Annotated in this window: 20 protein-coding genes; 12 read left to right on the top strand and 8 right to left on the bottom strand. The window is 64.9% G+C overall.

The annotated features are described in order from the left end of the window. Positions 1 to 8: 8 nt before the first annotated feature. The 3 genes from BN60_RS28600 to BN60_RS05120 all read left to right on the top strand — a co-directional run bounded on the left by BN60_RS28600 (position 9) and on the right by BN60_RS05120 (position 5,991). Positions 9 to 4,469 (top strand): M10 family metallopeptidase C-terminal domain-containing protein, encoded by a 4,461-nt coding sequence (locus BN60_RS28600; protein ID WP_020694928.1) that lies wholly within the window; start codon positions 9 to 11, stop codon positions 4,467 to 4,469. Between the two features lie 27 nt (positions 4,470 to 4,496). Then, the gene (locus BN60_RS05125; RefSeq protein WP_020694927.1) at positions 4,497 to 5,093 is read left to right on the top strand and encodes a DedA family protein; all 597 of its coding nucleotides are present in this window, start codon (positions 4,497 to 4,499) and stop codon (positions 5,091 to 5,093) included. A 97-nt stretch (positions 5,094 to 5,190) separates the two neighbouring features. Then, on the top strand, positions 5,191 to 5,991 hold the full coding sequence (locus BN60_RS05120; RefSeq protein WP_020694926.1) for an amidohydrolase family protein: 801 nt from the start codon (positions 5,191 to 5,193) through the stop codon (positions 5,989 to 5,991). 9 nt (positions 5,992 to 6,000) lie between these two features. Here the strand turns inward: BN60_RS05120 and BN60_RS05115 are convergent, their stop codons facing one another. From BN60_RS05115 to BN60_RS05105, 3 genes are read right to left on the bottom strand one after another with little or no spacing between them, the layout of a single operon-like run. After that, complete coding sequence (locus tag BN60_RS05115) at positions 6,001 to 7,074, bottom strand: rhodanese-like domain-containing protein (RefSeq protein ID WP_020694925.1); 1,074 nt, start codon at positions 7,072 to 7,074, stop codon at positions 6,001 to 6,003. A gap of 14 nt (positions 7,075 to 7,088) precedes the next feature. Further along, a complete protein-coding gene (locus tag BN60_RS05110; RefSeq protein WP_020694924.1) occupies positions 7,089 to 8,045 on the bottom strand; it encodes an aldo/keto reductase in 957 nt (318 codons plus the stop codon). A 23-nt stretch (positions 8,046 to 8,068) separates the two neighbouring features. Next, positions 8,069 to 9,904 (bottom strand): mechanosensitive ion channel family protein, encoded by a 1,836-nt coding sequence (locus BN60_RS05105; RefSeq protein ID WP_177324763.1) that lies wholly within the window; start codon positions 9,902 to 9,904, stop codon positions 8,069 to 8,071. Between the two features lie 269 nt (positions 9,905 to 10,173). Here BN60_RS05105 and BN60_RS05095 point away from each other — a divergent pair, with 269 nt between their 5' ends. Beyond that, the gene (locus tag BN60_RS05095) at positions 10,174 to 11,805 is read left to right on the top strand and encodes a 3-(methylthio)propionyl-CoA ligase (protein WP_020694921.1); all 1,632 of its coding nucleotides are present in this window, start codon (positions 10,174 to 10,176) and stop codon (positions 11,803 to 11,805) included. A gap of 20 nt (positions 11,806 to 11,825) precedes the next feature. On the opposite strand, the gene BN60_RS05090 is transcribed toward BN60_RS05095, so the two are convergent. Then, entirely contained in the window at positions 11,826 to 12,269 is a 444-nt protein-coding gene (locus tag BN60_RS05090) for an anthrone oxygenase family protein (RefSeq protein ID WP_043284856.1), read from the bottom strand. Between the two features lie 79 nt (positions 12,270 to 12,348). Between BN60_RS05090 and BN60_RS05085 the strand changes: the two genes are divergently transcribed. From BN60_RS05085 to BN60_RS05075, 3 genes are read left to right on the top strand one after another with little or no spacing between them, the layout of a single operon-like run. Then, positions 12,349 to 13,332, top strand: coding sequence for an isopenicillin N synthase family dioxygenase (locus BN60_RS05085; protein ID WP_020694919.1), 984 nt, complete (start codon positions 12,349 to 12,351; stop codon positions 13,330 to 13,332). Positions 13,333 to 13,361: 29 nt separating this feature from the next. Beyond that, positions 13,362 to 14,510: a mandelate racemase/muconate lactonizing enzyme family protein gene (locus BN60_RS05080; protein WP_020694918.1), complete on the top strand. Its 1,149-nt coding sequence runs from the start codon at positions 13,362 to 13,364 to the stop codon at positions 14,508 to 14,510. A 13-nt stretch (positions 14,511 to 14,523) separates the two neighbouring features. Beyond that, a complete protein-coding gene (locus BN60_RS05075) occupies positions 14,524 to 16,155 on the top strand; it encodes a long-chain-fatty-acid--CoA ligase (protein WP_020694917.1) in 1,632 nt (543 codons plus the stop codon). On the opposite strand, the gene BN60_RS05070 is transcribed toward BN60_RS05075, so the two are convergent. Both BN60_RS05070 and BN60_RS05065 read right to left on the bottom strand, forming a co-directional pair. Continuing rightward, positions 16,134 to 16,790 (bottom strand): cation efflux transmembrane domain-containing protein, encoded by a 657-nt coding sequence (locus BN60_RS05070; protein ID WP_020694916.1) that lies wholly within the window; start codon positions 16,788 to 16,790, stop codon positions 16,134 to 16,136. The two genes, BN60_RS05075 and BN60_RS05070, sit on opposite strands and share 22 nt — an antisense overlap. 14 nt (positions 16,791 to 16,804) lie before the next feature. Further along, positions 16,805 to 17,113 carry an ArsR/SmtB family transcription factor gene (locus BN60_RS05065; protein WP_020694915.1) on the bottom strand — a complete coding sequence of 103 codons (309 nt, stop codon included), beginning with the start codon at positions 17,111 to 17,113 and terminating at the stop codon, positions 16,805 to 16,807. A gap of 120 nt (positions 17,114 to 17,233) precedes the next feature. Here BN60_RS05065 and BN60_RS05060 point away from each other — a divergent pair, with 120 nt between their 5' ends. Continuing rightward, the gene (locus tag BN60_RS05060; protein WP_020694914.1) at positions 17,234 to 18,124 is read left to right on the top strand and encodes a TauD/TfdA dioxygenase family protein; all 891 of its coding nucleotides are present in this window, start codon (positions 17,234 to 17,236) and stop codon (positions 18,122 to 18,124) included. Positions 18,125 to 18,146: 22 nt separating this feature from the next. Then, entirely contained in the window at positions 18,147 to 18,884 is a 738-nt protein-coding gene (locus tag BN60_RS05055) for an MBL fold metallo-hydrolase (RefSeq protein WP_020694913.1), read from the top strand. Here BN60_RS05055 and BN60_RS05050 read toward each other — a convergent pair. Continuing rightward, positions 18,881 to 19,447, bottom strand: coding sequence for a dihydrofolate reductase family protein (locus BN60_RS05050; RefSeq protein ID WP_020694912.1), 567 nt, complete (start codon positions 19,445 to 19,447; stop codon positions 18,881 to 18,883). The two genes, BN60_RS05055 and BN60_RS05050, sit on opposite strands and share 4 nt — an antisense overlap. A 96-nt stretch (positions 19,448 to 19,543) precedes the next feature. Here BN60_RS05050 and BN60_RS05045 point away from each other — a divergent pair, with 96 nt between their 5' ends. Beyond that, entirely contained in the window at positions 19,544 to 20,935 is a 1,392-nt protein-coding gene (locus BN60_RS05045; RefSeq protein ID WP_020694911.1) for an amidase, read from the top strand. On the opposite strand, the gene BN60_RS05040 is transcribed toward BN60_RS05045, so the two are convergent. Beyond that, entirely contained in the window at positions 20,922 to 21,917 is a 996-nt protein-coding gene (locus tag BN60_RS05040; protein ID WP_020694910.1) for a Bug family tripartite tricarboxylate transporter substrate binding protein, read from the bottom strand. The genes BN60_RS05045 and BN60_RS05040 overlap by 14 nt on opposite strands. A gap of 179 nt (positions 21,918 to 22,096) precedes the next feature. Here BN60_RS05040 and BN60_RS05035 point away from each other — a divergent pair, with 179 nt between their 5' ends. Together BN60_RS05035 and BN60_RS05030 are read left to right on the top strand one after the other, a co-directional pair. Then, on the top strand, positions 22,097 to 24,193 hold the full coding sequence (locus BN60_RS05035; RefSeq protein WP_020694909.1) for a 3-hydroxyacyl-CoA dehydrogenase NAD-binding domain-containing protein: 2,097 nt from the start codon (positions 22,097 to 22,099) through the stop codon (positions 24,191 to 24,193). A gap of 25 nt (positions 24,194 to 24,218) precedes the next feature. Next, positions 24,219 to 25,409, top strand: coding sequence for an acetyl-CoA C-acyltransferase (locus BN60_RS05030; protein ID WP_020694908.1), 1,191 nt, complete (start codon positions 24,219 to 24,221; stop codon positions 25,407 to 25,409). The last annotated feature ends 74 nt before the right edge of the window (positions 25,410 to 25,483 follow it).

Below are 25,483 nucleotides of genomic sequence, written 5' to 3'. Positions count from 1 at the left end.
GCGAGCCCATGCCGAGTTTTGGTCCATACGAGACTGAAGTTACGTTCCTCTCGGGCGTCAATGACGCCAACCAGGCCGCCGCCACCTCGTATTACACCTACACTGGCAACGTTCCGCCGACCTACGGTCCGACGTCGAACGCAATCAAGTGGGGTGACGCGACCCCGGGAACCGGCGGCGGCACCGTCAAATATTGGTTCGATGCCGCCGCAAACTGGAACAATACCGAGAAAACTATCTGGGAAGGCGCTTTCGCCCAATGGTCGGGGATCGCCAATATCTCCTTTTCGCTGGCCGACGATGCGGCCGCCGCCAATGTCACCATCCAGCGGCTCCCCAACAAGCAAGCGTATGCAAACTTCAACACCGACGCGAACGTTCCCGTCGGCAGCAGCACGATCGTCAAGGCGCCCGCCAGCGGGGCGATCGTCACCATCGACACAACCTGGAACGGCTACGGTCCACTAGACGGCAATTCCAATGCCGTCGGCGGCTATCCCTATTCGACAGTCATCCACGAACTCGGCCACATCATCGGCCTGGGCCACTCCGGCCCCTATAACGGCGCGGTCAACGCCCGGCAGCAGCAATTCGGCGTCTACGATACGTCCCTGTGGTCGATCATGTCGTACATCAACCCGGGCGACACCGGGACGACGTACTATGGCGACTATCCGGTGTATGCGAGCTGGGGCAAGACTGCCGATGGCTCGCAGTACCAGCCGTTGACGCCGCAGATGATGGACATTCTCGCCATCCAGCGACTGTACGGCGCCTCGACCAGCGACACGTTTGGCGGCAACCAGACCTTCGGTTTCAACTCGAGCTTCACCGGCTACTTCAAGAGCATCTACGACTTCGGTACCGGCAATAACCCGGCCGCCATCGTCACCCTCTGGAGCCACGGCACCAACAACGCCCTGAACCTCTCCGGCTTCAGCCAGAATGCCTATGTCGACCTCAACCCCGGCACCTTCTCCTCAGCCGGCGGCAAGGTGAACAATATCGGCATCGCCTTCGACACGGTGGTCGAAACCGCGATTGGCGGCAGCGGCAACGACACGATCAGGGCCTCCAATGTCGCCTCCAGCCTGAGCGGCGGCGACGGCAACGACATTCTGATCGGCGGCAATGGTGCCGACACGCTGCTGGGCGACAACGGCAACGATCTCCTGCAAGGCGGGGGCGGCGACGACCAGCTCTACGGCGTCGCGGGCAACGACACGCTGCAGGGCGGCGCCGGCAACGATGTACTGGCAGGCGGCGACGGCGACGACGTGCTGGACGGCGGCGCCGGCATCGACACGCTGGTGGGCGGCCCCGGCGCCGACATCTTCCAGTTCACCGCCGGCCAGGCCAACGGCGACATCGTGACCGACTTCTCCAGCAGCAGCGCCGGTGGCCAGGGCGATGTCTTCCAGTTCTTCGGCTATGGCACGGCGGCCGACGGCGCCAGCTTCACCAAGGTCGACGACACGCACTGGAAGGTCACTTCGGCCGACGGCCTGATCGAGGACACCATCATCATCGCCAACGGCGCCTCGATCGATCCCGGCGACGTTTCGTTCCATCCCACCTACAGCTCGCTCGCCAATTCGAGCTACATGGACCTGGGAAGCTGGCGCAGCAACGCGACCGAGGGACCGAGCGGCGGCGCACTGGCGGCCGGCCTCAAGATGAACGTCGCATTGGTGCTCGACCGCGCCAACGCCCCGACCGCCCTGCTGAACATGAGCTGGGCGGATCGTCAGAAGGAACTGAAGACACTCAACGACAGCGGCACGCTGTGGTCGACCTACGGCGCCGACCAGACTCAGTACAACAACGTCGTGACCGAGCTTGGAAAGCTCGGTATCGACGTCGTCGCTTCTGGCGGCGGCTATGTCTCCTCGGCCGAGTCGCGCACCATCTGGGTGGAAGTGACCGCCGAAAACTTCTCGACCCTGTTCGGCCCGCAGGCCCAGTGGATGACGAGGGGCAGCGGCAGCAGCGAGTCCTGGTACTGGACCGGCAGCCTGTCGCTGCCGACTGCACTCACGGGCAGCGGTGTCTCGAACCTGTGGTTCGACACCGACAAGTTCCACCCCGTACTGGCCAATCCCGGCACCGCCAGCCAGAGCGTGACGCTCGAACAGGGCTGGCAAAGCCCGGGCAATGCCTCCACGGCGAAGACCAGCCCCTTCCCCGGCGAGATCGCGAACACCTACTACAACTTCCCACTGCCGGCCGGCGTGGCGACCGGCGCCATCGGCCTGGTCGAGCCCGGTGTCGGCACCGCGCTGCCCGGCGACAACGCCGGCGCAGGCTTCCAGGCGGCCATCGATGCCTATCGCGCTGCCGCCGGCATCACGACGAGTGCCAACGTCACGCTCGTGGCGCCGGGTGGCCAGGCCTATCCCACCGTGACGCCGCCGGCCTTCAATCCGGCCGGGGAGCGCTCGCTCGACGTCGGCGTCGTTACGTCGATCAACCCGCAGAGCCCGCTCGTCATCTATGCCGGCGCCGGCCCGCAGACCAATGCCTACACGGCCTATCAGGCTGCTTTCTGGGATACCGCGAACAATCCGGCGGTCATCACCTCGTCCTTCGGCTACTCGCCGCAGACCGCTCCGGGTTCGCCCTTCTACAACGCCTCGCGCGAACTCTTCGTTGATGCGGCGCTGCGCAACATCTCGGTGTTCAACGACAACGGCGACGGCGGTTCGGGCAACCAGACCGGCAACGGCGTCACCAACGTCAGCACAAGCCGAGCCAGCCCTTATGCGGTGATGGTGGGCGGCACTTCGCTCAGCACCGTCGGATCGGCGCAGGCCGACGCCACGCTGGGCACGATCGTCAACAACGCCCTGGGCGGCGACCTGGCGACGATCTGGTCATTGATCGCCGGCGGCCTGAAGACGTCGCCTGTCGGCGCAAGCGGCGGTGCGGCGACCCTGATCGAGACCGTGTGGAACCGCTACTACGTGGACGGCACCACGATCTCCAATCCGGGCGGCACGGGCTACATCCACAACAATACTGGCTCGGGCGGCGTCGATCCCAGCCAGCCAACGCCTTGGTACCAGACCGCCTACGGTCTTGTGCCGGTAACGAGCGATCCCAGCCAGTTGCCCGGCCGCGGTACGCCCGACGTCTCGGCCAATGCCGGCGGCAACATGCTCTACAAGGTGCCTGGCGCCGACATGCAGGGCCTGCAGAACGACGACGGCACCAGCGCCGCCACGCCGCTCTGGGCTGCCTTCGCATCGCAGGTCAATACGATCTTCGCCGACCAAAACCTGCCGCAGCTCGGCTACATGAACGATCTGCTCTACATCGCCGCGGCGATCAAGCCAGCCTCGTTCAACGACATCACCACCGGCAACAACACTTCGTCGTTCGTGCTGGGCGGTGACTATACCAGCGACGGCCAGCAGATCACGCCGACCGGCTACGGCTATTCTGCCGGCCCCGGCTACGATCTGGTGAGTGGGCTGGGCACGCCCAACGGCACCTTGCTGGCGCGCGCGCTGACCGAGATCGCCCATCACCAGACCTCGTATGCCGATTCGCCCGGCCTCGTCGTCGCCAATGGGGCGGGTGGCTGGAACATCGACGCCACCCAGACCCTGCTGATCCAGGCTAACACCATCGCGGCGGGGATCGACACCAAGCTCACCATCGGGGCCCAGACCATCGATCTCGGCGCGCCCGTCGCCAGTCAGTTCGCCTGGACCGCCCAGTTCGCCCAGCAGTCGCTGCAGTCGGACTTCGACGCCAACCTGGTGCGCATGTTCGACAAGCAGAGCCAGGGCTGGGTCGGATGGCAGGACGCCACCACCGGCCAGGCCGTCTCGGCCACCATCGGACAGGGCCAGGCCTCGGCCCCCCAGGCCAGCCTGACCAGCTCCTACGGCATCGTCGACTTCTCGACCCAGCCCTTCTCCGCGAAGAACGAAGAGACAGGCGTCACGAGCTATGTCACGGGGGGCACCGTCCATCTGGCGCGCGCCGTCGCCGTGGCCGAGACCGTCGGCGCCGCCAGCGACCAGAACGCCGTCGTGCGGGTGCGCCAGAACGGCGAGGACAGCCTCTCGCTTTCCTTCTACAAGGTCGACAATCTGAGCGGCGCGATCGGCACGCTCAACCCCGGTGATGCCGGCTACGCCGCGGCGGCGGCAGGCCGTGTCTACGGCCTGCAAGGTGGTGGCACGGCCCTGCAGGGTCCGGGCTACGGCCTCTATGCCCAGGCCCAGATCACCAACGTCAACTCGGGCGACATGATCGCCATGCAGCTCACCAATCGGTCGAGCGGCGACACCTTCTTCGCCTTCGGCCAAGCCAACGGCGACAGCACCGCCCATCTCTTCAACTACGGCGCCAACACCTGGGGCTGGGAGGACACGCGCGGCGGCGGCGACTACGACTTCAACGACCTCATCGTCCAGCTCGACTTCACCAGCGCCTACGGCAACGGCTGGCTGGTCTAAAGGCCGCCTCTTCTGTAGGGAGAGGCGGTGTTTCCCAACGACGTCGCGTCCTTCCTCGACCTCATCCGCCAGCATGGCGATGTTGCCTATAGCTTCCTCGCCATCTACTCGATGGCGAACAGCCTGTTGCTCGCCCTCTTCTCGGGCTATGCCGCCCAAGCCAACGCCCTGAGCTATGAATATGCCGTGGCCGCCTGCTGGGCCGGCACCTTCGCGGGCGACGTCATACGCTTCTGGGTCGGGCGGCGCTTCGGAACCGGCTGGCTCGGACGGTTCCCGCGCCTGCGACGCGCCGTCGACGGAGCAGCCCGGCTTGCCGACCGCCATCACGTCTGGATGATCCTGATCCACCGCTATCCCCGCATCATCCGCAACGTCGCAGGCTTCGCCTATGGCGCCTCCTCCCTCGGCTGGCCGCGCTTTCTGATCCTCAACTTCATTGCCGCCGGCCTGTGGGCGAGCGCCGCCGTCTCGATCGGCTATGGCTTCGGCTATGCTTCCGAGAAGACGATGAACGATGCGCTCCAGGTCTTCGGTATCGTCATGCTGGTGGCTTTCCTCGCCCTCGCCTGGTTCCTTACCCGGCGTCTGGAACGGGTAATCGAGCGCAAGCCCGCGGATTAGTCGGGCGGTTGGACAGGAGCGCCGGACGGTGAAGATATCGCGTCGTGCTTTTGTCGTTGGGGGTTTGGGTGCAGCAGCTCTGCCAGCGACAGCTGCCGTGCCTGCGGCCGTTGACTCCCATACGCACGCCTTCGTGCGGGGGCTGAAGACCACAATCGATGCCCGCTATGTGCCAACCTACGATGCCTCGTGGCAGACCTTGCTTGCTCTCGCCGAGACCAACGGCTTGGGCCACGCTGTGCTCCTGCAGCCGTCGTTCCTGGGTTTCGACAACTCCTATTTGTTCGAAGCGCTGAGGGCCGAGCCCGGCCGCTTCCGCGGCGTGCCCTGGGTGTCGCCGTCCATCGAAGTAACGGCCCACGACTGGGAGAACCTGGCGCAGATCGGCGTGCGCGGCCTGCGCTTTCCCATCTATGGCCTGCCGACGCCGCAATGGTCCGCCTATCGCGAGATGCTGGCCGAGGCGCTGAAGCGCGACTGGCCGATCCACCTCTATGCCGAGAGCCGACGTCTGCCGGAGATCCTTCCGGTCCTGCTCGACGGCGGCCACAAGGTCGTGATCCCGCACTACGGCATGTTCGACCGCACCCTGGGCCCGATGCGCGATCCCGGCTTCAAGGCGCTGCTGGACAGCGCTAAGACCGAGCGCGTCTGGGTCGTGATGTGCGGCGCCTATCGCGTCGGGCCGGAACGCGCACGGGCAGCGACGCCGATGCTGCTCGACGCCTTCGGTCCGGCCCGGCTGATGTGGGGCAGCGACTGGCCGCATACCGACACTGCCCTCGACAGGACCAAGACCTACCCCTTGACCCTCAAATGGTTCGAGGAATGGGTGCCCGACGAGGCGACGCGGGCGATCATCCTGAAGGACACGCCGTCGAAGCTCTATGGCTTCTGACGCTCTGGCTTAGATTGCGCCGCCCTCCACGCTGCGGCCTTCGGCCCGCCAGCGCAACATCCCGCCGGGCAGGTTGGCGATATCGGTAAAGCCCGCCTTCTGCAGGATGGTGGTCGCCTGAGCCGAGCGGCTGCCGGCGCGGCATACCGCAACGATCGGCTTGTCCTTTGGCAGTTCCTTGGCGCGGGCCGCCAGTTCTCCCAATGGCACAAGAGTAGCTCCCTGAATGTGTCCCAGGGGGCCGATGAACTCGGATGGTTCACGCACGTCGACGACGCGTACCTTCGCCAGATTCTCTTCGAGCCATGGCGGCTCGACTTCCCAGATGCCGCCGAACGTGAATCGCAGCGGCGCCCAGGTCGGCTCGCTCGGAGCCTTGGTTTCGTTGCCGGGCTGGCCACACCGCAGGTTGGCCGGAACTGCCTCGTCGATCTTCTTGGGATGCGGCAGGTCGAGGTTCTTCATGTAGCCGACATAGTCGTTTTCGGCGATCTCGCCGCCCAGACGCGGATTGAACGTCTTCTCCTCGACGACGCTGCTGACCGTGAGGCCGCGATAATCATGCGCCGGGTAGAGCAGGCAGCTTTCGGGCAGAGAGAAGATGCGCGATCGGACGGATCGATAAAGCGCGCGCGGATCGCCCTGCTGGAAGTCGGTACGACCCGAGCCGCGAATCATCAGGCAGTCGCCCGTGAATGCCATGCTCTCGTCATCCAGTACATAGGTGACGCAGCCCGACGTGTGCCCGGGCGTCGAACGCACTTCGAGCGCACGACGGCCAAACTCGATCCGGTCGCCATCCTGCAGCAGACGGTCGGCCCCGCTCGCCCCCGACGCGGCCGACAGCGCGATCCGGCTGCCCAGCCGCTGCTTCAGCAGCCAGGCCCCCGTGACGTGATCGGCATGGACGTGAGTGTCCAGCGTCCAGGAGAGCGTCAGCCCCAGTTCCGCGACAAGCGCGCCGTCGCGCCGCACCTGCTCGAAGACAGGATCGATCAGCAACGCCTCGCGGGTGCTGCTGCAGCCCAGCAGGTAGGTGTAGGTCGACGATGTAGGATCGAAGAGCTGGCGAAAGACGAGCATCGTTCCTCTGGTCCTCAGGCTGGTGCGCTGGCCTTGTCGATCGCGGTAACCGAGTCGCCATCGAGCTTGAGCTGGGGCGCCGCGAGAAGGTCCTTGAGCTGGTTCAGGTTGGTGGCGCTGACGATCGGCGCAGTAACCGCCTTTCTCTGCAGCAACCAGGCCAGCGCCACGGTCGTGTTGCTGGTGTTGTGTTTCTTGGCCGCGTCGTCGACCGCCTTCAGTACCGCGAATCCCTTGTCGTTGAGGTATTTCTTGACGCCACGCGGCCCGCGCACGCTCTTGCCGAGATCGGCCTCGGACCGGTACTTGCCAGTCAGGAAGCCGCTGGCCAGTGACCAATAGGGAATCACGCCCAGACCTTCTTTCAGGCACTCGTCCTCGAGCGGCCCCTCGAACACTCCGCGCTCCACCAGATTGTAGTGCGGCTGCAGGCTGACATAGGCCGGCAGCCCCTTTTCTTTCGAGATCTTCGCGGCTTCGGCGAGGCGCGGCGCCTCGAAGTTCGACGCCCCGATCGCCCGGAGCTTGCCTGCCTTGATCAGTTCGCCATACGCCGCGAGCGTTTCCTCCTGCGGCGTATCCTTGTCGTCCTGGTGCGACTGGAAGAGATCGATGCGGTCGGTGTTCAGCCGCTTCAGCGAAGCATCGACCGATTTCACGATATGGGCGCGCGACAGGCCTTTGCCGTCCGGCATCTCCATGCCGCACTTGGTGGCGATCAGCACCTTGTCGCGCTTGGCCGGATCCTTCCGCAGCCAGCTTCCAATGACGGTTTCGGACTCACCGCCCTTGTGACCCTCCGCCCAGCGGGAATAGACGTCGGCAGTATCGACGAAGGAAAAGCCCGCATCGACGAAGGCGTCGAGCAGCTTGTGCGAAATGGCCTCATCGGCCGTCCACCCGAAGACGTTGCCTCCGAAGGCGATGGGGGCGAATTCGAGGTCCGACTTGCCGAGTCTACGCTTCTGCATCTCCTACTCCTCTATGACGATCGCTATTCCGCCGCCTTGGGAGGCGCGGCGGCAGCTGGTGCGGCCGCAGCCGCCGGCGGTACGGGCGGCGTGGCCGGAATGGGGAACGGATAAGTCGGCGTCGCAAACTTGATGCCGAGCGCGGGGAAGGTGTCGTACATCCGCCGGACCGCCATACGCTGAATCATGCTCGGATTCTTTGGCCGGGCCATGAACTTGAAGCGGATGATCAGCGAATTGTCTTTGATGTCGACGACACCCTGCATCTTGAGCGGCTGCATCAGGATCGGCTTGAACTGAGGCTCTTCCATCATCTCCAGGCCGATCTTCTTCACCGTCTTGCGCAGCAGTTCCACGTCGGTGCCGTTGGCAAAAGCAATGTTGAACTTCACGACCGTCCAGTCGCGGCTGAAGTTGGTGATATGGCCGACTTGGCCGAACGGCACGATATGGAGCTGGCCGTTCTGATGCCGCAGCTTCAGCGACCTGACGCTAAAGCCTTCGACGACACCTTTGACCTTGCTGCAGTCGACATACTCGCCGATGCGGAACGAGTCCTCGGCGAGGAAGAAGATGCCGGACACCACATCGCGCACCAGCGCCTGGCTGCCGAACGAGACCGCCAGGCCGAAGACGGAGAAGGCCGCGATCAACGGCGTGATGTTGATCCCGAGTTCCGACAGGACCAGCAGACCGCCGGTCACGGCGATGGCGACACCCGCGATCGCCCGCAACAGCGGCATCAGCGTCCGCAGCCGCGATGCCGCCACGCGCACTTCGTCTTCCTGATCGCCGCTGACATCGGCCGACGGCAGAGGATTGGCCGCAATATAGGAATCCATGCGGTACTTCAGGAACCGCCAGAATGCGTAGATCGCCACCGCGCTCGCCGCCGCGAGCTTGGCGCCGCGATCGTGGACGAGCCATTCCTCCGGCGTTGCCGCTCCCAGCACCCGCACCATCAGCGCTTCGGCGATGATGATCAGCGCGTAGAGCCGCACGAAAAGGCGGACGCAATCGGCCACCACGTCGCCCGCCATCGGCAGTTCGGACACGATGTGCCGCGTGATGCGATGCATCAGGGTTTCAAACAGCAGGAGTGCAATCAGCGTCGACTCGATTAGCGCCATGCCGCGCGATGCGGTGCTGCTTTCCGTCAGGGCGGCGTAAACGGCCGCCACTCCCATCAAAGTGTAGAAGGCAAGGCCTGCCATCCACCAGTTGCGGGCGGCGTCGAGCTTCAGCTTGCGGATGAGACCCTTCGGCGGGACCATGGCCATCAGCCACGCCGCCATGTCGAGCCGCCAATGCCAGACGACATAGACGAGGGCTGCGGCGAACAGCGGGACGTAAAGAATGATGGCGGCCCCGGTCATTTCGCGGGTCGCGCCGGTGATCGGCAATGCCCGCGCCAGCAGACCGGCGACCAGCGGCAACAAGACCACCAGATTGAGGGCGATCAGCAGCCGCCGCGCCGTGTCGCTCTCGACTGGCGCAATACGGCCCTCGGGCGCGCCGGGCCGCAGGAACGCCCGGAAGATGACATTGAAACCGCGCCAATAGACCAGCGCATGGAGGACCATCTGGCCGAGCTGATGGCTGATGCTGTTGGCATCGCCCCCCATGCGACCGAGAACGATCCGGCCAGCCACGACCAGGGCAACCAGCGCCAGCACGTCGAGCAGGAGGGTACGAAAGAAGGCCCTGAGCGGCGTGTTGGCTACAAGCCGGTCGAAAGCGTTGGTTCGAGCCCGGCTCAGGGCAAGCCGCACGACGAATTCCGCCAGGAGGCCCGCGACGACGATGCCTGCTATCCAAACGGCGGCATGACCGTCGAGGTCGCGGAGCAGAACTATCATGTGATCGCGGAGCGCGGGTAGCTGGGAGAACGTGAATTCGAAGCGCTCGGTGAGCAGGGTCAGGAAATTTGCAGCGGCCCCCTCCCCGCCCGTTACCGCTTGTGCTGCGGTCGGCGCCGTCCACACAGCCACAATAGCTCCACTAGCCATGGCCATGCCGTATCTTGACCGCATCGTCGTTTCTCCCGCAAAGGATGAGGCAGGAGCCTAGGCCAAATGCCGCCTAGCCGCCAGACGACACGCCTTCAGAGACCAGGAGAAACGCCCAGATGTTCGGCCTGATGCAGGATCGCCCGTTGCTGATTTCGCAGCTCATCGAGCATGCAGCCCTCAATCACGGCGATACGGAAATCGTCTCCCGGACGGTTGAAGGCCCGATCCATCGTTACACCTATCGCGATGCCCGGCTGCGGGCGAAGAGGGTCGCCGAGGCGCTCATCGAACTGGGAATCAAGCCGGGCGATCGCATCGGCACGCTCGCCTGGAACGGCTACCGGCACTTCGAGCTTTACTACGGCATCTCGGGCATGGGTGCCGTCTGCCATACGATCAACCCGCGCCTCTTTCCCGAGCAGATCGTCTACATCGTGAACCATGCCGAGGATCAGCTCCTCTTCGTCGACCTCAATCTCCTGCCGGCTGTCGAGAAGCTGCTGCCGCAGATGAAGGGCGTGCGCCATGTCGTCGCCATGACCGACCGCGCCCACCTCCCGAAGGACTGCAATATTCCCAACCTGCTGGTCTACGAGGAGCTGATCGCCGACAAGCCCGGCACCTACGAGTGGCCGGAGTTCGACGAGCATACGGCCTCGTCGCTTTGTTACACCTCGGGAACGACCGGCAATCCCAAGGGCGTGCTGTATCACCATCGCTCGACCCTGCTGCATGCCTACGGCAGCGCCTTGCCCGACACGCTCAACCTGTCGGCCCGCTCGGTCGTGCTGCCGGTCGTGCCGATGTTCCACGTCAACGCCTGGGGCCTGCCCTATTCCAGTGCCCTGGTCGGTGCCAAGCTGGTGTTCCCCGGCGTCGCGCTCGACGGCGCAAGCCTCTACGAGCTGTTCGAGAAGGAAGGCGTCACCTTCACCGCCGGCGTACCGACGGTCTGGCTCGCCCTGCTGCAGCACATGCAGGCCAACAAGCTGAAGCTCTCGACGGTGAAGTATGCGGTGATCGGCGGATCGGCCGCGCCGCCGGCCATGATCGAGGCGTTCGACAAGGAATTCGACGTCGAGGTACTGCATGCCTGGGGCATGAGCGAGATGAGCCCGCTCGGCACGGTCAACCATCCCAAGGCCAAGCATGCCAAGCTGTCGGCCGGGGACATGCTTGCGGTGCGACTGAAGCAGGGCCGTCCACCCTTCGGCGTCGACATGAAGATCGTCGACGGTGCCGGCAAGGAACTGCCGCGCGACGGCAAGGCGTTCGGAGACCTGCTGGTCCGCGGCCCCTGGATCACCTCGGGCTACTTCAAGGGCGAGGGCGGCGAGATCCTCGACCAGGGCGGCTGGTTCGCCACGGGTGACGTCGCCACCCTCGACGAGGATGGTTACATGCAGATCACCGACCGTTCCAAGGACGTGATCAAGTCCGGCGGCGAGTGGATCAGCTCGATCGATCTGGAGAATGCGGCGATGGCGCATCCCGGCGTCGCCGAGGCCGCGGTGATCGGTGTCTTCCATCCGAAATGGGACGAGCGGCCGCTCCTGATCGTGCACCGCAAGCCCGGCGCCGAGATCGACAAGAAGGAACTGATCGAGTTCCTGGGCACGAAGGTCGCGAAGTGGTGGCTGCCCGACGATATCCAGTTCGTCGATGCCATTCCTCACACGGCGACCGGCAAGATCCTGAAGACCAAGCTGCGCGAGACCTTCAAGGACTACAAGCTGCCGACGGCCTAGCGCTTCCCGGCTCCGCCCCGCTATGCGGGGCGGAGAGGCATCATGGCCGCCCAAAGAAAGAGAAGGGTCGCGACGATGCCCAGCATGGTACGCCGCGCATGCAGGCGGCCCCAGCGCTGCAGCAGGGTGTGGCTCTCCTCTCCCGCCTCGTCGAGCGACGTTGCGTTGAGGGCATTGTTCACCGGCATGATCATCAGCATCGTGTAGGGCCAGTTCGCCACCAGCACGACGGCGCCGGCGATCCAAAGTTCGTCCCGCGTCTGCCACCAGGCGCCGACGCCCAACAGAAAGCCGATGACGGCGAGCGAATCCTGCATCTGGTAGCCGCGCGCATAGGCCGGCTTCCACTGCTGGAGCTGTGCCCGATCGTCGAGACCCGACCGCGCGGGATGCTCTGCGAAACTGATATAGAAGGCAGCGCCGGCAAAAAGCGCCGCCACGGTCAGGGCCAGGATCCCCAGAATCAAAGCTTCTCCTCCGCCGCTCGCGCCGCTGGACCGCGGCACTTCGCGGGCATTATCGTCACGTCAGGAGGAACAAGCCATGGCGACGGAGACGATTCCTGTCATCGACCTCGGCCCCTATCTCGCCGGCGAGGCGAGGGCGATGGATCGCACGGCGGCGGAGCTGCGCTTTGCGCTCACCGAGATCGGCTTCTACTTCATCGTGAACCACGGCATCGCGCGCGAGAAGATCGCGGCCATGTTCGCCGAGGTGAAGCGTTTTCACGCCCAGCCCATCGAGAAGAAACTCGAACTGAAGCTCGACCAGCACAATACCGGCTATCTGCCGATGCGCGGCAACACGCTGCGCACCTCGACCGTGCAGACCGGGACCAAGCCCAACCTCAACGAGGCCTTCTTCGTAAAGCGCGAGATGGCGCCCGATCATCCCGACGTGCTGTCGGGCCGACGCTTCCGCGGCCTCAATCGCTGGCCCGACCTGCCGGGCTTCCGCGACACCGTCGTCGACTATTGCAACGAGATGGAGCGGCTGGTGCAGAAGATGGTGCGGCTCTACGCCCGGGCCCTCGGCCTGCCGGCCAACTGGTTCGACACGGCTTTCGCCGAACCGATGTTCTCCATGCGCATGACGCATTATCCGCCGCAGGATGGCCCGGTGGACGACGAATTCGGACTGGCGCCGCATACCGACACCAGCTTTCTCACTCTCCTGGCTCCCAACGAGGTGCCGGGCCTGTCGATCCGCACCCAGAGCGGCAACTGGATCGAAGCACCGGCCATCGACAACGCCTATGTCGTGAACGGCGGCCAGATGCTGCAGCGCTACACCAACGACCTGTTCCTGGCGACGCCGCATCGCGCCATCAACAAGAGCGGCCGCGAGCGCTATGCCCTGCCCTTCTTCTGCGACAGCGGCATCGACTGGCCGGTCGCTGCCGTGCCGACCACCGTGGGGCCGGACAAGCCGCCGAAGTACCCGACGACCTGGTACTCCGACTACATGACCTGGTACCTGAAGCGGAACTACGACGTGCTGAACGCCAGCCAGCAGGCCGCCGAATAAAGGTCCCACGAGAAGGACATCAAGCTCGAATGAGTACCGCCACGCTTGCCCGCGTAGAAGCCCACGTCTTTCGTACCCCCATCAAGGAGCCGGTCCGCACGTCCTTCGGGACGATGACGGAGCGCGTCGCCGTCTTCGTGCGCGTCGAGGATTCCGACGGCGCACGTGGCTGGGGCGAAATCTGGTGCAACTTCCCCAATGCAGCCGCCGAGCACCGCGCGCTGCTCTTCGCCGATATCGTAGCGCCGCGGGCACTGGGCAAATCGCTCGACGATCCCGTCGCCCTGTGGGCCGAGATCGACCGCGCGCTGCATGTGCTGCGCGTGCAGAGCGGCGATGCCGGCGCCCTGTCTGCCGCGGCGGCGGGTCTTGATCTGGCGATCCACGATCTGCGCGCCCGCAAGCGCGGCCTGCCGCTGTGGCGGGCCCTGGGCGGCACGGACGATTCGCCCCTCCCGATCTACGCCTCGGGCCTCAATCCCGGCCGCTCCGCCTACGACACCGTCGGCCGCATGCGGGCGGCGGGCTATCGCGCCTTCAAGATCAAGGTCGGCTTCGGCACCGAAACAGACCTCGACACGCTGCGGCCGGTTGCACGTGAGCTGAAGACCGGCGAACGGCTGATGGTCGATGTCAACCAGGGCTGGGATCTCCGCACTGCCTGCGCCATGGTGCCGAAATTCGCCGAGTTCGGCTTGCAGTGGATCGAGGAGCCGCTGATGGCCGATCGCCCCCTCGCCGAGTGGACGCAGGTTGCAGCAGCCGCGCCGACGCAGCTGGCCGCGGGTGAAAATCTGCGCGGTGCCGGTCCTTTTCAGGAGATGGCCGACAGCGGCCTGTTCGGGGTGATCCAGCCCGACGCCGCCAAATGGGGCGGCCATTCCGGCTGCCTGCCCGTGGCGCGCGCCGCCCGGGCGGCCGGCCGCACCTATTGCCCCCACTTCCTGGGCGGCGCCATCGGGCTTATGCATTCCTTGCACTTGCTGGCCGCCGTCCGCGGCCCCGGCCTCCTGGAAGTGGATGCCAACCCCAACCCGCTGCGCGAAGGTCTGCTGGGCGACTTGATGGCGGCCCATGAGGGCACTGTGTCGCTTCCCGGCGGCCAGGGACTCGGTCTAGAACCAAACCTAAAGCCGCTCATCAATCTTCGAAGCCTTCATACCGAGCGGCGTGCGTAACAGAGGAAACGCCATGCTGGGATTGATGCAAGACCGTCCGCTGCTGATTTCGCAGATCATCGACTTTGCGGCCGCCGCCTACCCCGATGTCGAGATCGTGACGCGCACGGTCGAGGGACCGATCCATCGCTACGGCTACAGGGATGCGCAGAAGCGCGCCAAGCAGGTGGCCGAGGCGCTGCAGGGACTAGGCATCAAGCTCGGCGACCGGGTCGGCACCATCGCGTGGAATACCTACCGCCACTTCGAGCTCTATTTCGGCATTTCCGGCATCGGCGCGGTGCTGCACACGATCAACCCGCGCCTGGCGCCCGAGCATGTCGCGTACATCGCCAACCATGCCGAAGACAAAGTAATCTTCGTCGACCTGAACCTCATGCCGGTCGTGGAAGGCGTGTTCGAGCAGCTCAAGACGGTGAAGCATGTCGTGGTCATGACCGACCGCGCCCACATGCCGACGTCGAGCAAGATCCCCAACCTGCTCTGCTACGAGGAGCTGATCGCCGACAAGCCCGGCACGCTCAAGTGGCCGGAGTTCGACGAGAAGACCGCCTCGTCGCTCTGCTACACTTCAGGTACGACTGGCAATCCCAAGGGCGTGCTCTATTCGCACCGCTCGACGATGATCCATTCGATGATGATGGCGTCGGGCCCGGTGCTGGCGCTCGATCCCGACACCACCATCCTGCCGGTGGTGCCGATGTTCCACGCCAATGCCTGGGGCCTCGTCTACGCGGGACCATTCTGCGGCACCAAGCTGGTGTTCCCCGGCTTCAAGCTGGACGGCGCCAGCATCTACGAGCTGCTCGACAAGGAGCAGGTGACGCTGAGCGCCGGCGTGCCAACGGTGTGGCTGGCCCTGCTCGACTACTGCGCGCAGAACAAGCTCAAAATGTCTTCGGTCAAACGCTCGCTGATCGGCGGGTCGGCCGTGCCCTACGCGATGATCGAGCGCTTCTGGAAGGAGCATGAAATCGAAGTGGCGCAAGGCTGGGGCATGACCGAGATGAGCCCGCTCGGCACCCTCACGCGCTTCAACAAGGGCGAGCGCAACCTGCCCGACGCCGAGCGCTTTGCCATCACCGCCAAGCAGGGGCGCCCCGTCTTCGGATGCGAGATGAAGATCGTCGACGACGCCGGCAACGACCTGCCCATGGACGGCAGCGTCTCCGGCAACATGGTCGTGCGCGGGCCGTGGATCGTGAAAGGCTACATGAAAGGCGACGGCAAGAACCAGTTCGTCGAAGACGATTGGTTCCACACCGGCGACGTCTGCAAGATCGAGACCGACGGCTCAGTCGTCATCACCGACCGTTCCAAAGACGTCATCAAGTCGGGCGGCGAGTGGATCAGCTCGATCGACCTCGAGAATGCCGCCATGGGCTGCCCGGGCGTGGCCGAAGCGGCCGTGATCGGCGTGGCTCACCCCAAGTGGGACGAGCGGCCCCTGATGATCGTCGTGCGGCGCCCCGATGCCGATGTCACCAAGGGCGATATCCTGAAGTACCTCGACGGCAAGATCGCCAAGTGGTGGATGCCCGACGACGTGCAGTTCATCGACGCCATCCCACATGGTGCCACCGGCAAGATCCTGAAGACGGCGCTGCGCAAGCAGTTCGAGAGCTACAAGCTTCCGACCGCCTGAGGCCCGCTTTCACGGGCGTGACGCAGCTCGGCTACGGCCGCGCGCGTCACCTGGACGGCACCGACAAGGGCAAGGCCGGACATGATCGCGGCGACAAGATAGTCCGGCCAGCCGCTGCCCGAGCCGAACACGCCCAACGCGGCCGCCAGCACCGCCAGATTGCCGATCGCGTCGTTGCGCGTGCAGATCCAGACAGACCGCATGTTGCTGTCGCCGTTGCGCCAGCGATAGAGGAGCAGCGCGACGCCGAAGTTGGCGGCCAGCGCCAGCGCGCCCACCACGCCCATCACGGGCGCTTCGGGCACCGTGCCCGCCATCGCATGACCGATCGTGGTGATGGCAACCCAGGCGCCGAACGCCGCCATGCTGGCGGCCTTCACCAGCGAGGCGCGGGCGCGCCAGTGCAGCGCCATGCCCAGCACGAAGAGGCTGATGGCGTAGTTGCCGGCGTCGCCCAGAAAGTCGAGCGAGTCGGCCAGCAGCGACACCGATTCGGCGGCGAGACCGGCGCCGATCTCGACCACGAACATGGCGAGATTCACGGCCAGGGCCACCCTCAGGACGCGCCGGTAGACCGGCGACGCCGCGGCGGCGGAAGCATGCTCGTGGCCGTGATCGCAGCAATGGGCGCTCATTTTCCGCTCCCTCCTCAGTGCTCGGCGATGTGACTGACCATATCCTCGATCATGCGGCGGACATGAGCATCGTCCGCCTCGTAGTAAACCTGCTTGCCCTGCCGATCCGCCCGCACCAGCCGGGCGCCCTTCAGCAGCCGCAGATGATGGCTCACCAGAGATACCGAAAGGCCCAGCCGGTCAGCGATATCAGAGACTGCCAATGGCGTGCGCAAGCAGGATACGACGATCCGCAGCCGCGTCGGATCCCCCAGCAGACGGAACAGATCGGCCAGCGCTACGGCATGGTCGTCGGACAGGATTGTTTTCTTTGTTTTCGACATTTGAATAACTGTTCAAATGTATTATCCTTCCCTGCCCCCGTCAAGAGACAGGGGAAGAGCGGAGCCCATTCCAGCCGCCCCCTGTCAGGCAGCCCGTGCGTCTGCTAGGCTCGGCCCATCATGACGATCGACATTCGTCCCATCGATCCCGCGAACCGCGCCTTCTTCGCCGGCGAGGTGTCGGGCATCGATCTCACCCGCCCTCTCTCCGATGCAGAGGTGGCGGCCATCCATGCCGGCATGGACGAGTACGGCGTACTGGTGTTCCACGACCAGCGGCTCGACGACGAGAGCCAGCTCGCCTTCAGTCGCCAGCTCGGGCCGCTCGAACAGGCGACGGGAGACATCATGCCGCCGGAGCAGCGGCGCATGAGCATGGACCTCAACGACATTTCCAATCTCGATGTGAACGGCAACGTGCTGGCCCGCGACGACCGCCGCCGGTTGTTCAGCCTGGGCAATCTGCTCTGGCACTCCGACAGTTCCTTCAAGGACGTGCCGGCCAAGTATTCCCTCCTCTCTGCCCGCACGATCCCGGCGGCCGGCGGCAACACCGAGTTCGCCGACATGCGGGCAGCCTACGATGCGCTGGACGAAGAGACGAAGCGCGAGGTGCACGATCTCATCTGCCGGCACAGCCAGATCTATTCGCGCGGCATGCTGGGCTTCGAGGACTTCACCGAGGCCGAGCGGATGAAATGGGCGCCCGTGCGCCAGCGCCTCGTCCGACGCCATCCGAACACCGGACGCCTCTCGCTCTATCTCGCGAGCCATGCCGGCGAGATCGAAGGCTGGCCGGTACCAGAGGCGCGTGCCTTCCTGCGCGACCTCAACGAGCACGCAACGCAACGACAGTTCGTCTACGCGCATGTCTGGCGGCCGTTCGACCTGGTGATATGGGACAATCGCGTCACCATGCATCGCGCGCGGCGCTTCAACTCCAAGGAAGTCCGCGACATGCGGCGCACGACGCTCACCAACGAAGTGTCGAGCCTCGAGCAGGCACCTTAATAAACAACGTAGTCGGTAATTTATGCGTCTCCAGTTTCTGGGTTCCGGCGATGCCTTCGGCAGCGGCGGACGGTTCAATACCTGCTTCCATCTCGAACGCTCTCAACAGGGCAATGTTCTGATCGATTGCGGTGCTTCGTCCATGGTTGCGATCCGCAAGTGGGGCGTCGATCCCAATAGCATCTCGACCGTGTTGGTGAGCCATCTGCATGGCGACCATTTCGGCGGCCTGCCCTTCTTCCTGCTCGATGCCCAGCTCGTCAGTCGTCGCACCGCACCGCTCGTCCTGGCCGGCCCACCGGGCTTCCGGGAACGGCTGATGGTCGTCATGGAAGCGATGTTCGCGGGCTCCACCAAGGTCGAGCGCAAGTTCGCCCTGGAGATTCGTGAGCTTGAACTGCACGAAAGGGTCGAGTTCGATGGGCTTGCCGTCACCCCCTACCTGATGAAGCACTATAGCGGCGCACCATCCTATGCGCTCAGGATCGAAACCGAAGACAAGGTGCTCACCTACTCGGGCGACACCGAGTGGGTCGAGGAACTCATCCCCGCAGGCCGCGACGCCGATCTCTTCATCTGCGAAGCTTATTTCTTCGACAAGGTGATGAAATACCACATCGACTACACGACACTCAGCCGACATCTGCCGGAGATCGGCGCGAAGCGTACGATCGTCACGCATATGAGCGCCGAGTTGCTCGGTCGGCAGGGCGAGATCGCCCTCGAAGCAGCTCACGACGGGATGGTCGTCGACTTCTAGCCCTTGGCGACCCACTCCTCGACCTGCGTCCCGGTGGCTTCGTCGATCACCCGGCTGCTGCGCAACACCATGCCGTGCTTCTGCAGCACGTCTTCCGGCGTCACGCCGTGACCGACGCCGGGAAAGACCGGCCGGCCGCGCGGGACGCTTGCATGTCCGCGGGTCAGATAGAACACGTCGTAGCCGATGTTGAGGAACAGGCCGAACACGTCGGTTCCGCCCACCACGGCCAGAGTGCCATCGGGCACGCCCAGCTTCATCCATGCCTCCTCGAATGGCGCCGTCGCCGGATTCCACAGCACGGCATTGGCGTTCCGGGGATCCGGCACGATGCGCTCGACCCGTCGCGTCAGCACGATGCGTTTGCGCGCCGCTTCTTTGGGGCCGCCCTCGGCCGAATGCCGACCGTTGGCCACGGCGGAAACCCGGTCGAGCGAGTCCTGATAGAATTTCTGGTCGCCCGGAACCTTCAGGCCCTCTGGAAAGGAGGCGTCCGAGCCGGCAATCATGCCCTCGCGGGATACGATCGCGAATCCTTCGATACGGGGTCGCTTGGTCGTCATGAAGCCGCCTTTCAAACGATCGGAGTTTAACGCGAACAAACGCCCGAGGTAGGGGTAAGGTCAGCTCCGACCTTACCGACCGAGGACGAAGAGACAATGACCGCGTATCAGGATTACAAGCCCCTTACCTTTCACGACGCGACACAGCGCTTCCGCGATGGCAGCGACACGCCGCGCGCCTATCTCGAACGATGCCTGGAAACCATCGCGGCCCGCGAGCCCGTGGTAAAGGCGTTCACTGCCATCAACGAAGCAGGTGCCCGTACGGCTGCCGATGCCAGCACCGTGCGTTGGAAGCAAGGCAAGCCGCTGTCGCTGATCGACGGCATGCCGCTTGCCATCAAGGACCTGCTCGAAACCAAAGACATGCCGACCGAGATGGGTTGCGTCGCTTTCAAGGGAAACTTCCCCAAGCGCGACAATGCGGCCGTCTGGGCGCTGCGCCAGGCGGGTGCAGTGATCCTCGCCAAGGCCGTGACCGCAGAGCTGGGCGGTTCGCATCCCGGCGCCACCACCAATCCGTTCGATCCTGCTCGCACGCCCGGCGGCTCTTCCTCCGGCTCCGCCGCCGCCGTGGGCGCCAACATGGTTCCGGCTGCAATCGGCACCCAGGTCGGCGGCTCGATCATTCGGCCCGCGGCCTATTGTGGAAATTTCGCACTGAAGCCGACGCAGGGCGGCCTCAACCGTGGCGAACGCCAGGCGACCAGCCAGAGCACGCACGGTCCTCATGCCGGTAGCCTGGAGGATATGTGGCAGGTCGCCATCGAGATCGCCCAGCGCGCCGGCGGTGATCGCGGAGCCGTCGGCCTGATGGGCCCGTCGACGTTGCCGGCGTCGTCGAAGCCCAACCGGCTGATCGTGCTCGAAACCGAGGGATGGCCCGATGTCGACGCAGCGACCAGGAATGGCTTCGAGGCCGTGCTGAAGCAGCTGCACGATGCGGGCGTGACCCTGATCCGGCGCAAGGACAATCCGTTGGTCGAAGCGCTGGAACGGTCGATCGCCAATGGCCGCGCCGTGTGCAATGGCATCACGAGCTGGGAGAACCGCTGGGGTCAGCGCGGCATCGTCGACAACAATCCGGCCGGTGTCAGCGAGCGCGCCAAGGCCACTCTCGCCAAAGCCGAGGCGATGACGCCGGACGATTACCGGGCCGCGCTTCTCGCCCGCCAGATGGCACAGCAGACCCATGCCTTGCTGGCGTCGCTGGCAGATGCCGCGATTACGCTTGCCTGCCCCGGACCCGCGCCGCTCTGGTCGGGCGACGTGCCGGGCCAGCCGCTGGCGCCGCGGCCGACCGGCGATTTCGTGTTCAATGCGCCGAGCTCGATGCTCTTCGCGCCGGTCGTGACGGTGCCGCTGATGAGCGTCGACGGCATGCCCGTCGGCGTCCAGCTCATGGGCCAGCAGCACGAGGACGCGCGGGTGACCGGCCTCGCGCGCTGGCTCTCCGAGAACGTGAAGCGCGTGATTACTCGGGCTTGAGGCCCAACGCCACGATGCGCGGGATGAGGGTCGACTTCAGCCGTTCGTAGTCGACCATCACCTCTTCATGCTGCAGCGGCTTTTCGACGAGACCGAAGCTCTGCATCATCTTGCGGCCGGGTTCGGAGTCGGCGGCCGCAAACCAGAGATCGGACATCTTCTTCACGATGTCCTTGGGCGTGGCGGCCGGTGCCGCCAGCGCCAGCCAGCCCGACACGGTGAAGGAATCGTCGTCGAAGCCCTGCTCCCGCGAGGTCGGAACGTCGGGAAGCTGTACGGCACGGACCTTCGATGGCGCCGCTATGCCGCGAATCTCGCCCTTCACCAGGAGAGCGTTCATCGCCTGCGGGCTGCCCATCGCAGCCTGCAGCGAGCCGGCGCCCATGTCCTGCCACATCGGCGCTTCGCCCTTGTAGGTCACGATCTCTATCTTGAGGCCGTACTTCTCGTTCAGCGCCTGGGCGAAGATATGGGCCGAGGAGCCGAGCGCCCAGGAGCCGAAGTTGACCTTGTTGGTCCGGGCGTAGCCGATGAAGTCCTTGAGGTTCGTCACCGGCACCGACTTGTGCACGACCACCGGAAGCACGCCCGACGGCGTGCCCGAGACGATGGTGAAGTCCTTGTCAGGGTCGAAGCCGAGCGTCTTGAACATGACGCGGTTCTGAATCAGCGTGCTCGACACCGAGTGCAGGAACGTATGGCCATCGGCCGGCGCACGGGCGACCATCGCTGCACCGATGTTGCCGCTGGCGCCGGGCTTGTTATCGACGACAACCTGCTGCCCCGTCGCCTGGCTGACATGCTGGCTGAAGGCGCGCGCAATGCCGTCCGTCAGGCCGCCTGCCGGAAAGTTCACCACCATGGTGATCTGCTTGCTGGGCCAAGTGCCCTGGGCACGGACAATGGACGGTGCTGAAAGCGTCAGGCCGGCAGCTGCGCTCGTGCGCAGAAGGCCGCGGCGGGTCGTGATCAGGTTCGGCATTGCCTCATGTCCTCCAGAGTATTTTTTTCGCGGCGATGCATAGCGACCGCGTTTATGGGCCGCTAGGCTGTGTAAATGCACCTTTCTCCGCAAAGCGAAACGCGTAGTCGCTGGGCGGCGCGCGCAGGGATTGCTAAGACCATGCCCCCGAAACCGGCACTTACCAGGGAAGAACGTCCATGTCCGACGCTGTCATCCGCTCCATAGAGGGGCGCATCGGTATCCTCACCATCAATAATCCGCCGGTAAACGCGCTGGCGGCCGCCGTCCGCGACGGCATCAAGGAAGGTATCGACGCCTTCGCCCAGGATGCCAATGTCGACGCTATTGTGCTGATCGGCGGTGGCCGCACCTTCATCGCCGGTGCCGACATCCGCGAGTTCGGCAAGCCCCCCAAGGGCGCCAACCTGAACGACGTCATCGCCACGATGGAAAACTCGCCCAAGCTGATCGTGGCCGCGCTACACGGCACACCGCTGGGCGGCGGTCTCGAAACCGCGCTTGGCGCCCACTATCGCGTGGCCCTGCCCAGCACGCGCCTCGGCCTGCCGGAGGTCCATCTCGGCCTGCTGCCGGGCGCCGGCGGCACCCAGCGCCTGCCGCGCCTCACCGGCGCCAAGTATGCGCTCGATGCGATCCTCTCCGGCCGGCACATCCCCGCCCCCGAAGCCAAGAACAAGGGCATCGTCGACGCGCTGGTCGAAGGCGACGACCTGCTGAAGGGCGCTGTCGCCCATGCCCAGATGCTGGTGGCCCAGAACGCGCCGCGGCGGCGGGTGCGCGACCTCAGCGTGACCTTAGAATCGCCCGACCTCTTCGCCGAGACCGAGAAGGCGATCGCCCGCAAGGCCCGCGGCTTCAAGGCGCCGTGGAACATCATCAAGTGCGTGCAGGCCGCCGTCGAACTGCCGTTCGACGAGGGCATGAAGCGCGAGCGCGAGCTGTTCGTCGAGCTGCTGACCTCGTCGGAGTCGGCGGCGCAGCGCTATTACTTCTTCGCTGAGCGCGAGGCGGCCAAGGTACTCGACGTCCCGTCCGACACGCCCCAGCGTACGATCAAGACCGGCGGCATCATCGGTGCCGGCACGATGGGCGGCGGCATCGCCATGAACTTTGCCAATGCCGGCGTGCCTGTCACGCTGCTCGAGACCTCGCAGGAGGCACTCGACCGCGGCCTGAAGACCATCCGCACCAACTACGAGAACACCGCCAAGCGCGGCGGCATGAAGGCCGAAGACGTCGAGAAGCGCATGGCGCTGATCAAGCCGACGCTCGACTACGGCGACCTCAAGGACGTCGATCTCGTCATCGAAGCGGTGTTCGAGACCATGGAGGTCAAGGAAGCCGTCTTCAAGAAGCTGGACGAGGTCGCCAAGCCCGGCGCCATCCTGGCCACGAACACCTCCGGCCTCGACGTCAACCAGATCGCCAACTACACGAAGCGGCCGGGCGACGTGATCGGCATGCACTTCTTCTCGCCGGCCAACGTCATGAAGCTGCTGGAGAACGTGCGTGGCAAGGCGACCGAGAAGGATGTCATCGCCACGGTCATGTCGTTCTCCAAGAAGATCGGCAAGATTCCCGTGCTGGTCGGCGTCTGCGAAGGCTTCGTCGGCAACCGCATGCTGCGCATGCGCGGCGTGCAGTCGGCCTACATGATGGAGGAAGGCGCCCTTCCCCAGCAGATCGACAAGGTGGTCTACGATTTCGGCTTCCCGATGGGGCCCTTCGCGATGAGCGACCTCGCCGGCAACGACGTGGGCTGGCGCATCCGCCAGGGCAAGAAGGAGAAGGAAAAGCGCAACGTGCGCTACACCGGCTACGTCGCCGACGCGATCTGCGAGCTCGGCCGCTTCGGCCAGAAGACCGGCGCGGGTTATTACAAGTACAACCTGCCCGACCGCACGCCGATCCCCGATCCCGAGGTCGAGAAGATCATCGAGGAGACCTCGAAGAAGCTCGGCATCACCCGCCGCGCGATCTCCGATCAGGAGATCATGGAGCGCGCACTCTTCCCGATGGTGAACGAGGGCGCCAAGATTCTGGAAGAAGGCATGGCCCAGCGCGCGCTCGACATCGACGTGATCTGGGTCAACGGCTACGGCTGGCCCGTCTATCGCGGCGGCCCGATGTGGTGGGCCGACAATGTCGTGGGCCTCAAGACCATTCACGACGCCCTGCTGAAGTATCGCGATGCCTCCGGCGACCCGTTCTGGGAGCCCGCCCCGCTTCTCAAGAAGCTGGTGCAGGAAGGCAAGAAGTTCTCTACCGTCTGATCAATTCGAACCGGAGGAAAATAAAATGGCTGATGCCGTTATCGTCTCGACTGCCCGCACGCCGATCGGCAAGGCATTCCGGGGCATCTTCAACGACACCCACGGCGCCGACATGGGCGCGCATGTGATCAAGCACGCCGCCGAGCGCGCCAAGGTCGACCTCGGCGAAATCGAGGACGTGATCATGGGCTGCGGCGCGCCGGAAGGCACGACCGGCTCGAACGTGGCCCGCGTCGCGGCAATCCGTGCCGGCGCCCCGGTCAGCGTCTCGGGCGTCACGGTGAACCGCTTCTGCTCCTCGGGCCTGCAGACCATTTCGATGGCCGCGCAGCGCGTGCTGGTCGACAAGGCCACCGTCGTCATCGGCGGCGGCCTTGAGTCGATCTCGCTGGTCCAGGGCCCGCCGGGCGGCAACAAGAACCGCCTGGTCAATCCCTGGGTCCAGGAGCATGTGCCGGGCATCTATCACTCGATGATCCAGACCGCCGACACGGTTGCGGCACGCTACAAGGTCAGCCGCGAAGCGCAGGATGAGTATTCCTTGCAGAGCCAGCTCCGCACCGCGGCGGCGCAGCAGGCCGGCAAATTCGACGACGAGATCGTGGCGATGGAAACCGAGATGCTCGTCGTCGACAAGAACACCAAAGAGACCTCGAAGAAAAAGACCAAGCTCACCAAGGACGAAGGCAACCGTCCCGACACGACCCTCGAAGGTCTCGCCAAGCTGCAGCCGGTCATGGGTCCCGACAAGTGGATCACCGCCGGTAACGCCAGCCAGCTCTCCGACGGCGCCTCGGCTGCGGTCGTCATGAGCGATGCCGAAGCTGCCAAGCGCGGCCTCAATCCGCTGGGCATCTACAAGGGCCTGGTCGTGGCCGGCTGCGAGCCCGACGAGATGGGCATCGGCCCGGTCTATGCCGTGCCCAAGCTCCTGAAGCGGTTCGGCCTCAAGATGGATGATATCGACCTCTGGGAGCTGAACGAAGCCTTCGCCGTGCAGGTGCTCTACTGCCGCGACAAGCTCGGCATCCCCAACGACAAGCTGAACGTCAACGGCGGCTCGATCTCGATCGGCCATCCGTTCGGCATGACCGGCGCGCGTTGCGTCGGCCACGCCCTGCTCGAGGGCCGTCGCCGCAAGGCCAAGAACGTCGTCGTCACGATGTGCATCGGTGGCGGCATGGGCGCGGCCGGCCTGTTCGAGGTCGTGCAGTAAGCGCGGCGACCGCGCGGCCCGTTCCCGCGCGACAATCCCGGCGGTGATGTCGATCCCGAGATCACCGCCCACGG

The organism is Reyranella massiliensis 521 (assembly GCF_000312425.1).
Classification (GTDB): domain Bacteria; phylum Pseudomonadota; class Alphaproteobacteria; order Reyranellales; family Reyranellaceae; genus Reyranella; species Reyranella massiliensis.
Note: the sequence above shows the minus strand (reverse complement) of the source record. Positions and strands in the feature narration are given on the sequence as shown.

Bases quoted from the DNA above. Each gene is read 5' to 3' on its own strand.
- BN60_RS28600 (WP_020694928.1), top strand. From the start codon at position 9: ATGCCGAGTTTTGGTCCATACGAGACTGAAGTTACGTTCCTCTCGGGC.
- BN60_RS05115 (WP_020694925.1), bottom strand. From the start codon at position 7,074: ATGCTCGTCTTTCGCCAGCTCTTCGATCCTACATCGTCGACCTACACC.
- BN60_RS05110 (WP_020694924.1), bottom strand. From the start codon at position 8,045: ATGCAGAAGCGTAGACTCGGCAAGTCGGACCTCGAATTCGCCCCCATC.
- BN60_RS05105 (WP_177324763.1), bottom strand. From the start codon at position 9,904: ATGATAGTTCTGCTCCGCGACCTCGACGGTCATGCCGCCGTTTGGATA.
- BN60_RS05095 (WP_020694921.1), top strand. From the start codon at position 10,174: ATGTTCGGCCTGATGCAGGATCGCCCGTTGCTGATTTCGCAGCTCATC.
- BN60_RS05085 (WP_020694919.1), top strand. From the start codon at position 12,349: ATGGCGACGGAGACGATTCCTGTCATCGACCTCGGCCCCTATCTCGCC.
- BN60_RS05080 (WP_020694918.1), top strand. From the start codon at position 13,362: ATGAGTACCGCCACGCTTGCCCGCGTAGAAGCCCACGTCTTTCGTACC.
- BN60_RS05075 (WP_020694917.1), top strand. From the start codon at position 14,524: ATGCTGGGATTGATGCAAGACCGTCCGCTGCTGATTTCGCAGATCATC.
- BN60_RS05070 (WP_020694916.1), bottom strand. From the start codon at position 16,790: ATGAGCGCCCATTGCTGCGATCACGGCCACGAGCATGCTTCCGCCGCC.
- BN60_RS05065 (WP_020694915.1), bottom strand. From the start codon at position 17,113: ATGTCGAAAACAAAGAAAACAATCCTGTCCGACGACCATGCCGTAGCG.
- BN60_RS05060 (WP_020694914.1), top strand. From the start codon at position 17,234: ATGACGATCGACATTCGTCCCATCGATCCCGCGAACCGCGCCTTCTTC.
- BN60_RS05055 (WP_020694913.1), top strand. From the start codon at position 18,147: ATGCGTCTCCAGTTTCTGGGTTCCGGCGATGCCTTCGGCAGCGGCGGA.
- BN60_RS05050 (WP_020694912.1), bottom strand. From the start codon at position 19,447: ATGACGACCAAGCGACCCCGTATCGAAGGATTCGCGATCGTATCCCGC.
- BN60_RS05045 (WP_020694911.1), top strand. From the start codon at position 19,544: ATGACCGCGTATCAGGATTACAAGCCCCTTACCTTTCACGACGCGACA.
- BN60_RS05040 (WP_020694910.1), bottom strand. From the start codon at position 21,917: ATGCCGAACCTGATCACGACCCGCCGCGGCCTTCTGCGCACGAGCGCA.
- BN60_RS05035 (WP_020694909.1), top strand. From the start codon at position 22,097: ATGTCCGACGCTGTCATCCGCTCCATAGAGGGGCGCATCGGTATCCTC.
- BN60_RS05030 (WP_020694908.1), top strand. From the start codon at position 24,219: ATGGCTGATGCCGTTATCGTCTCGACTGCCCGCACGCCGATCGGCAAG.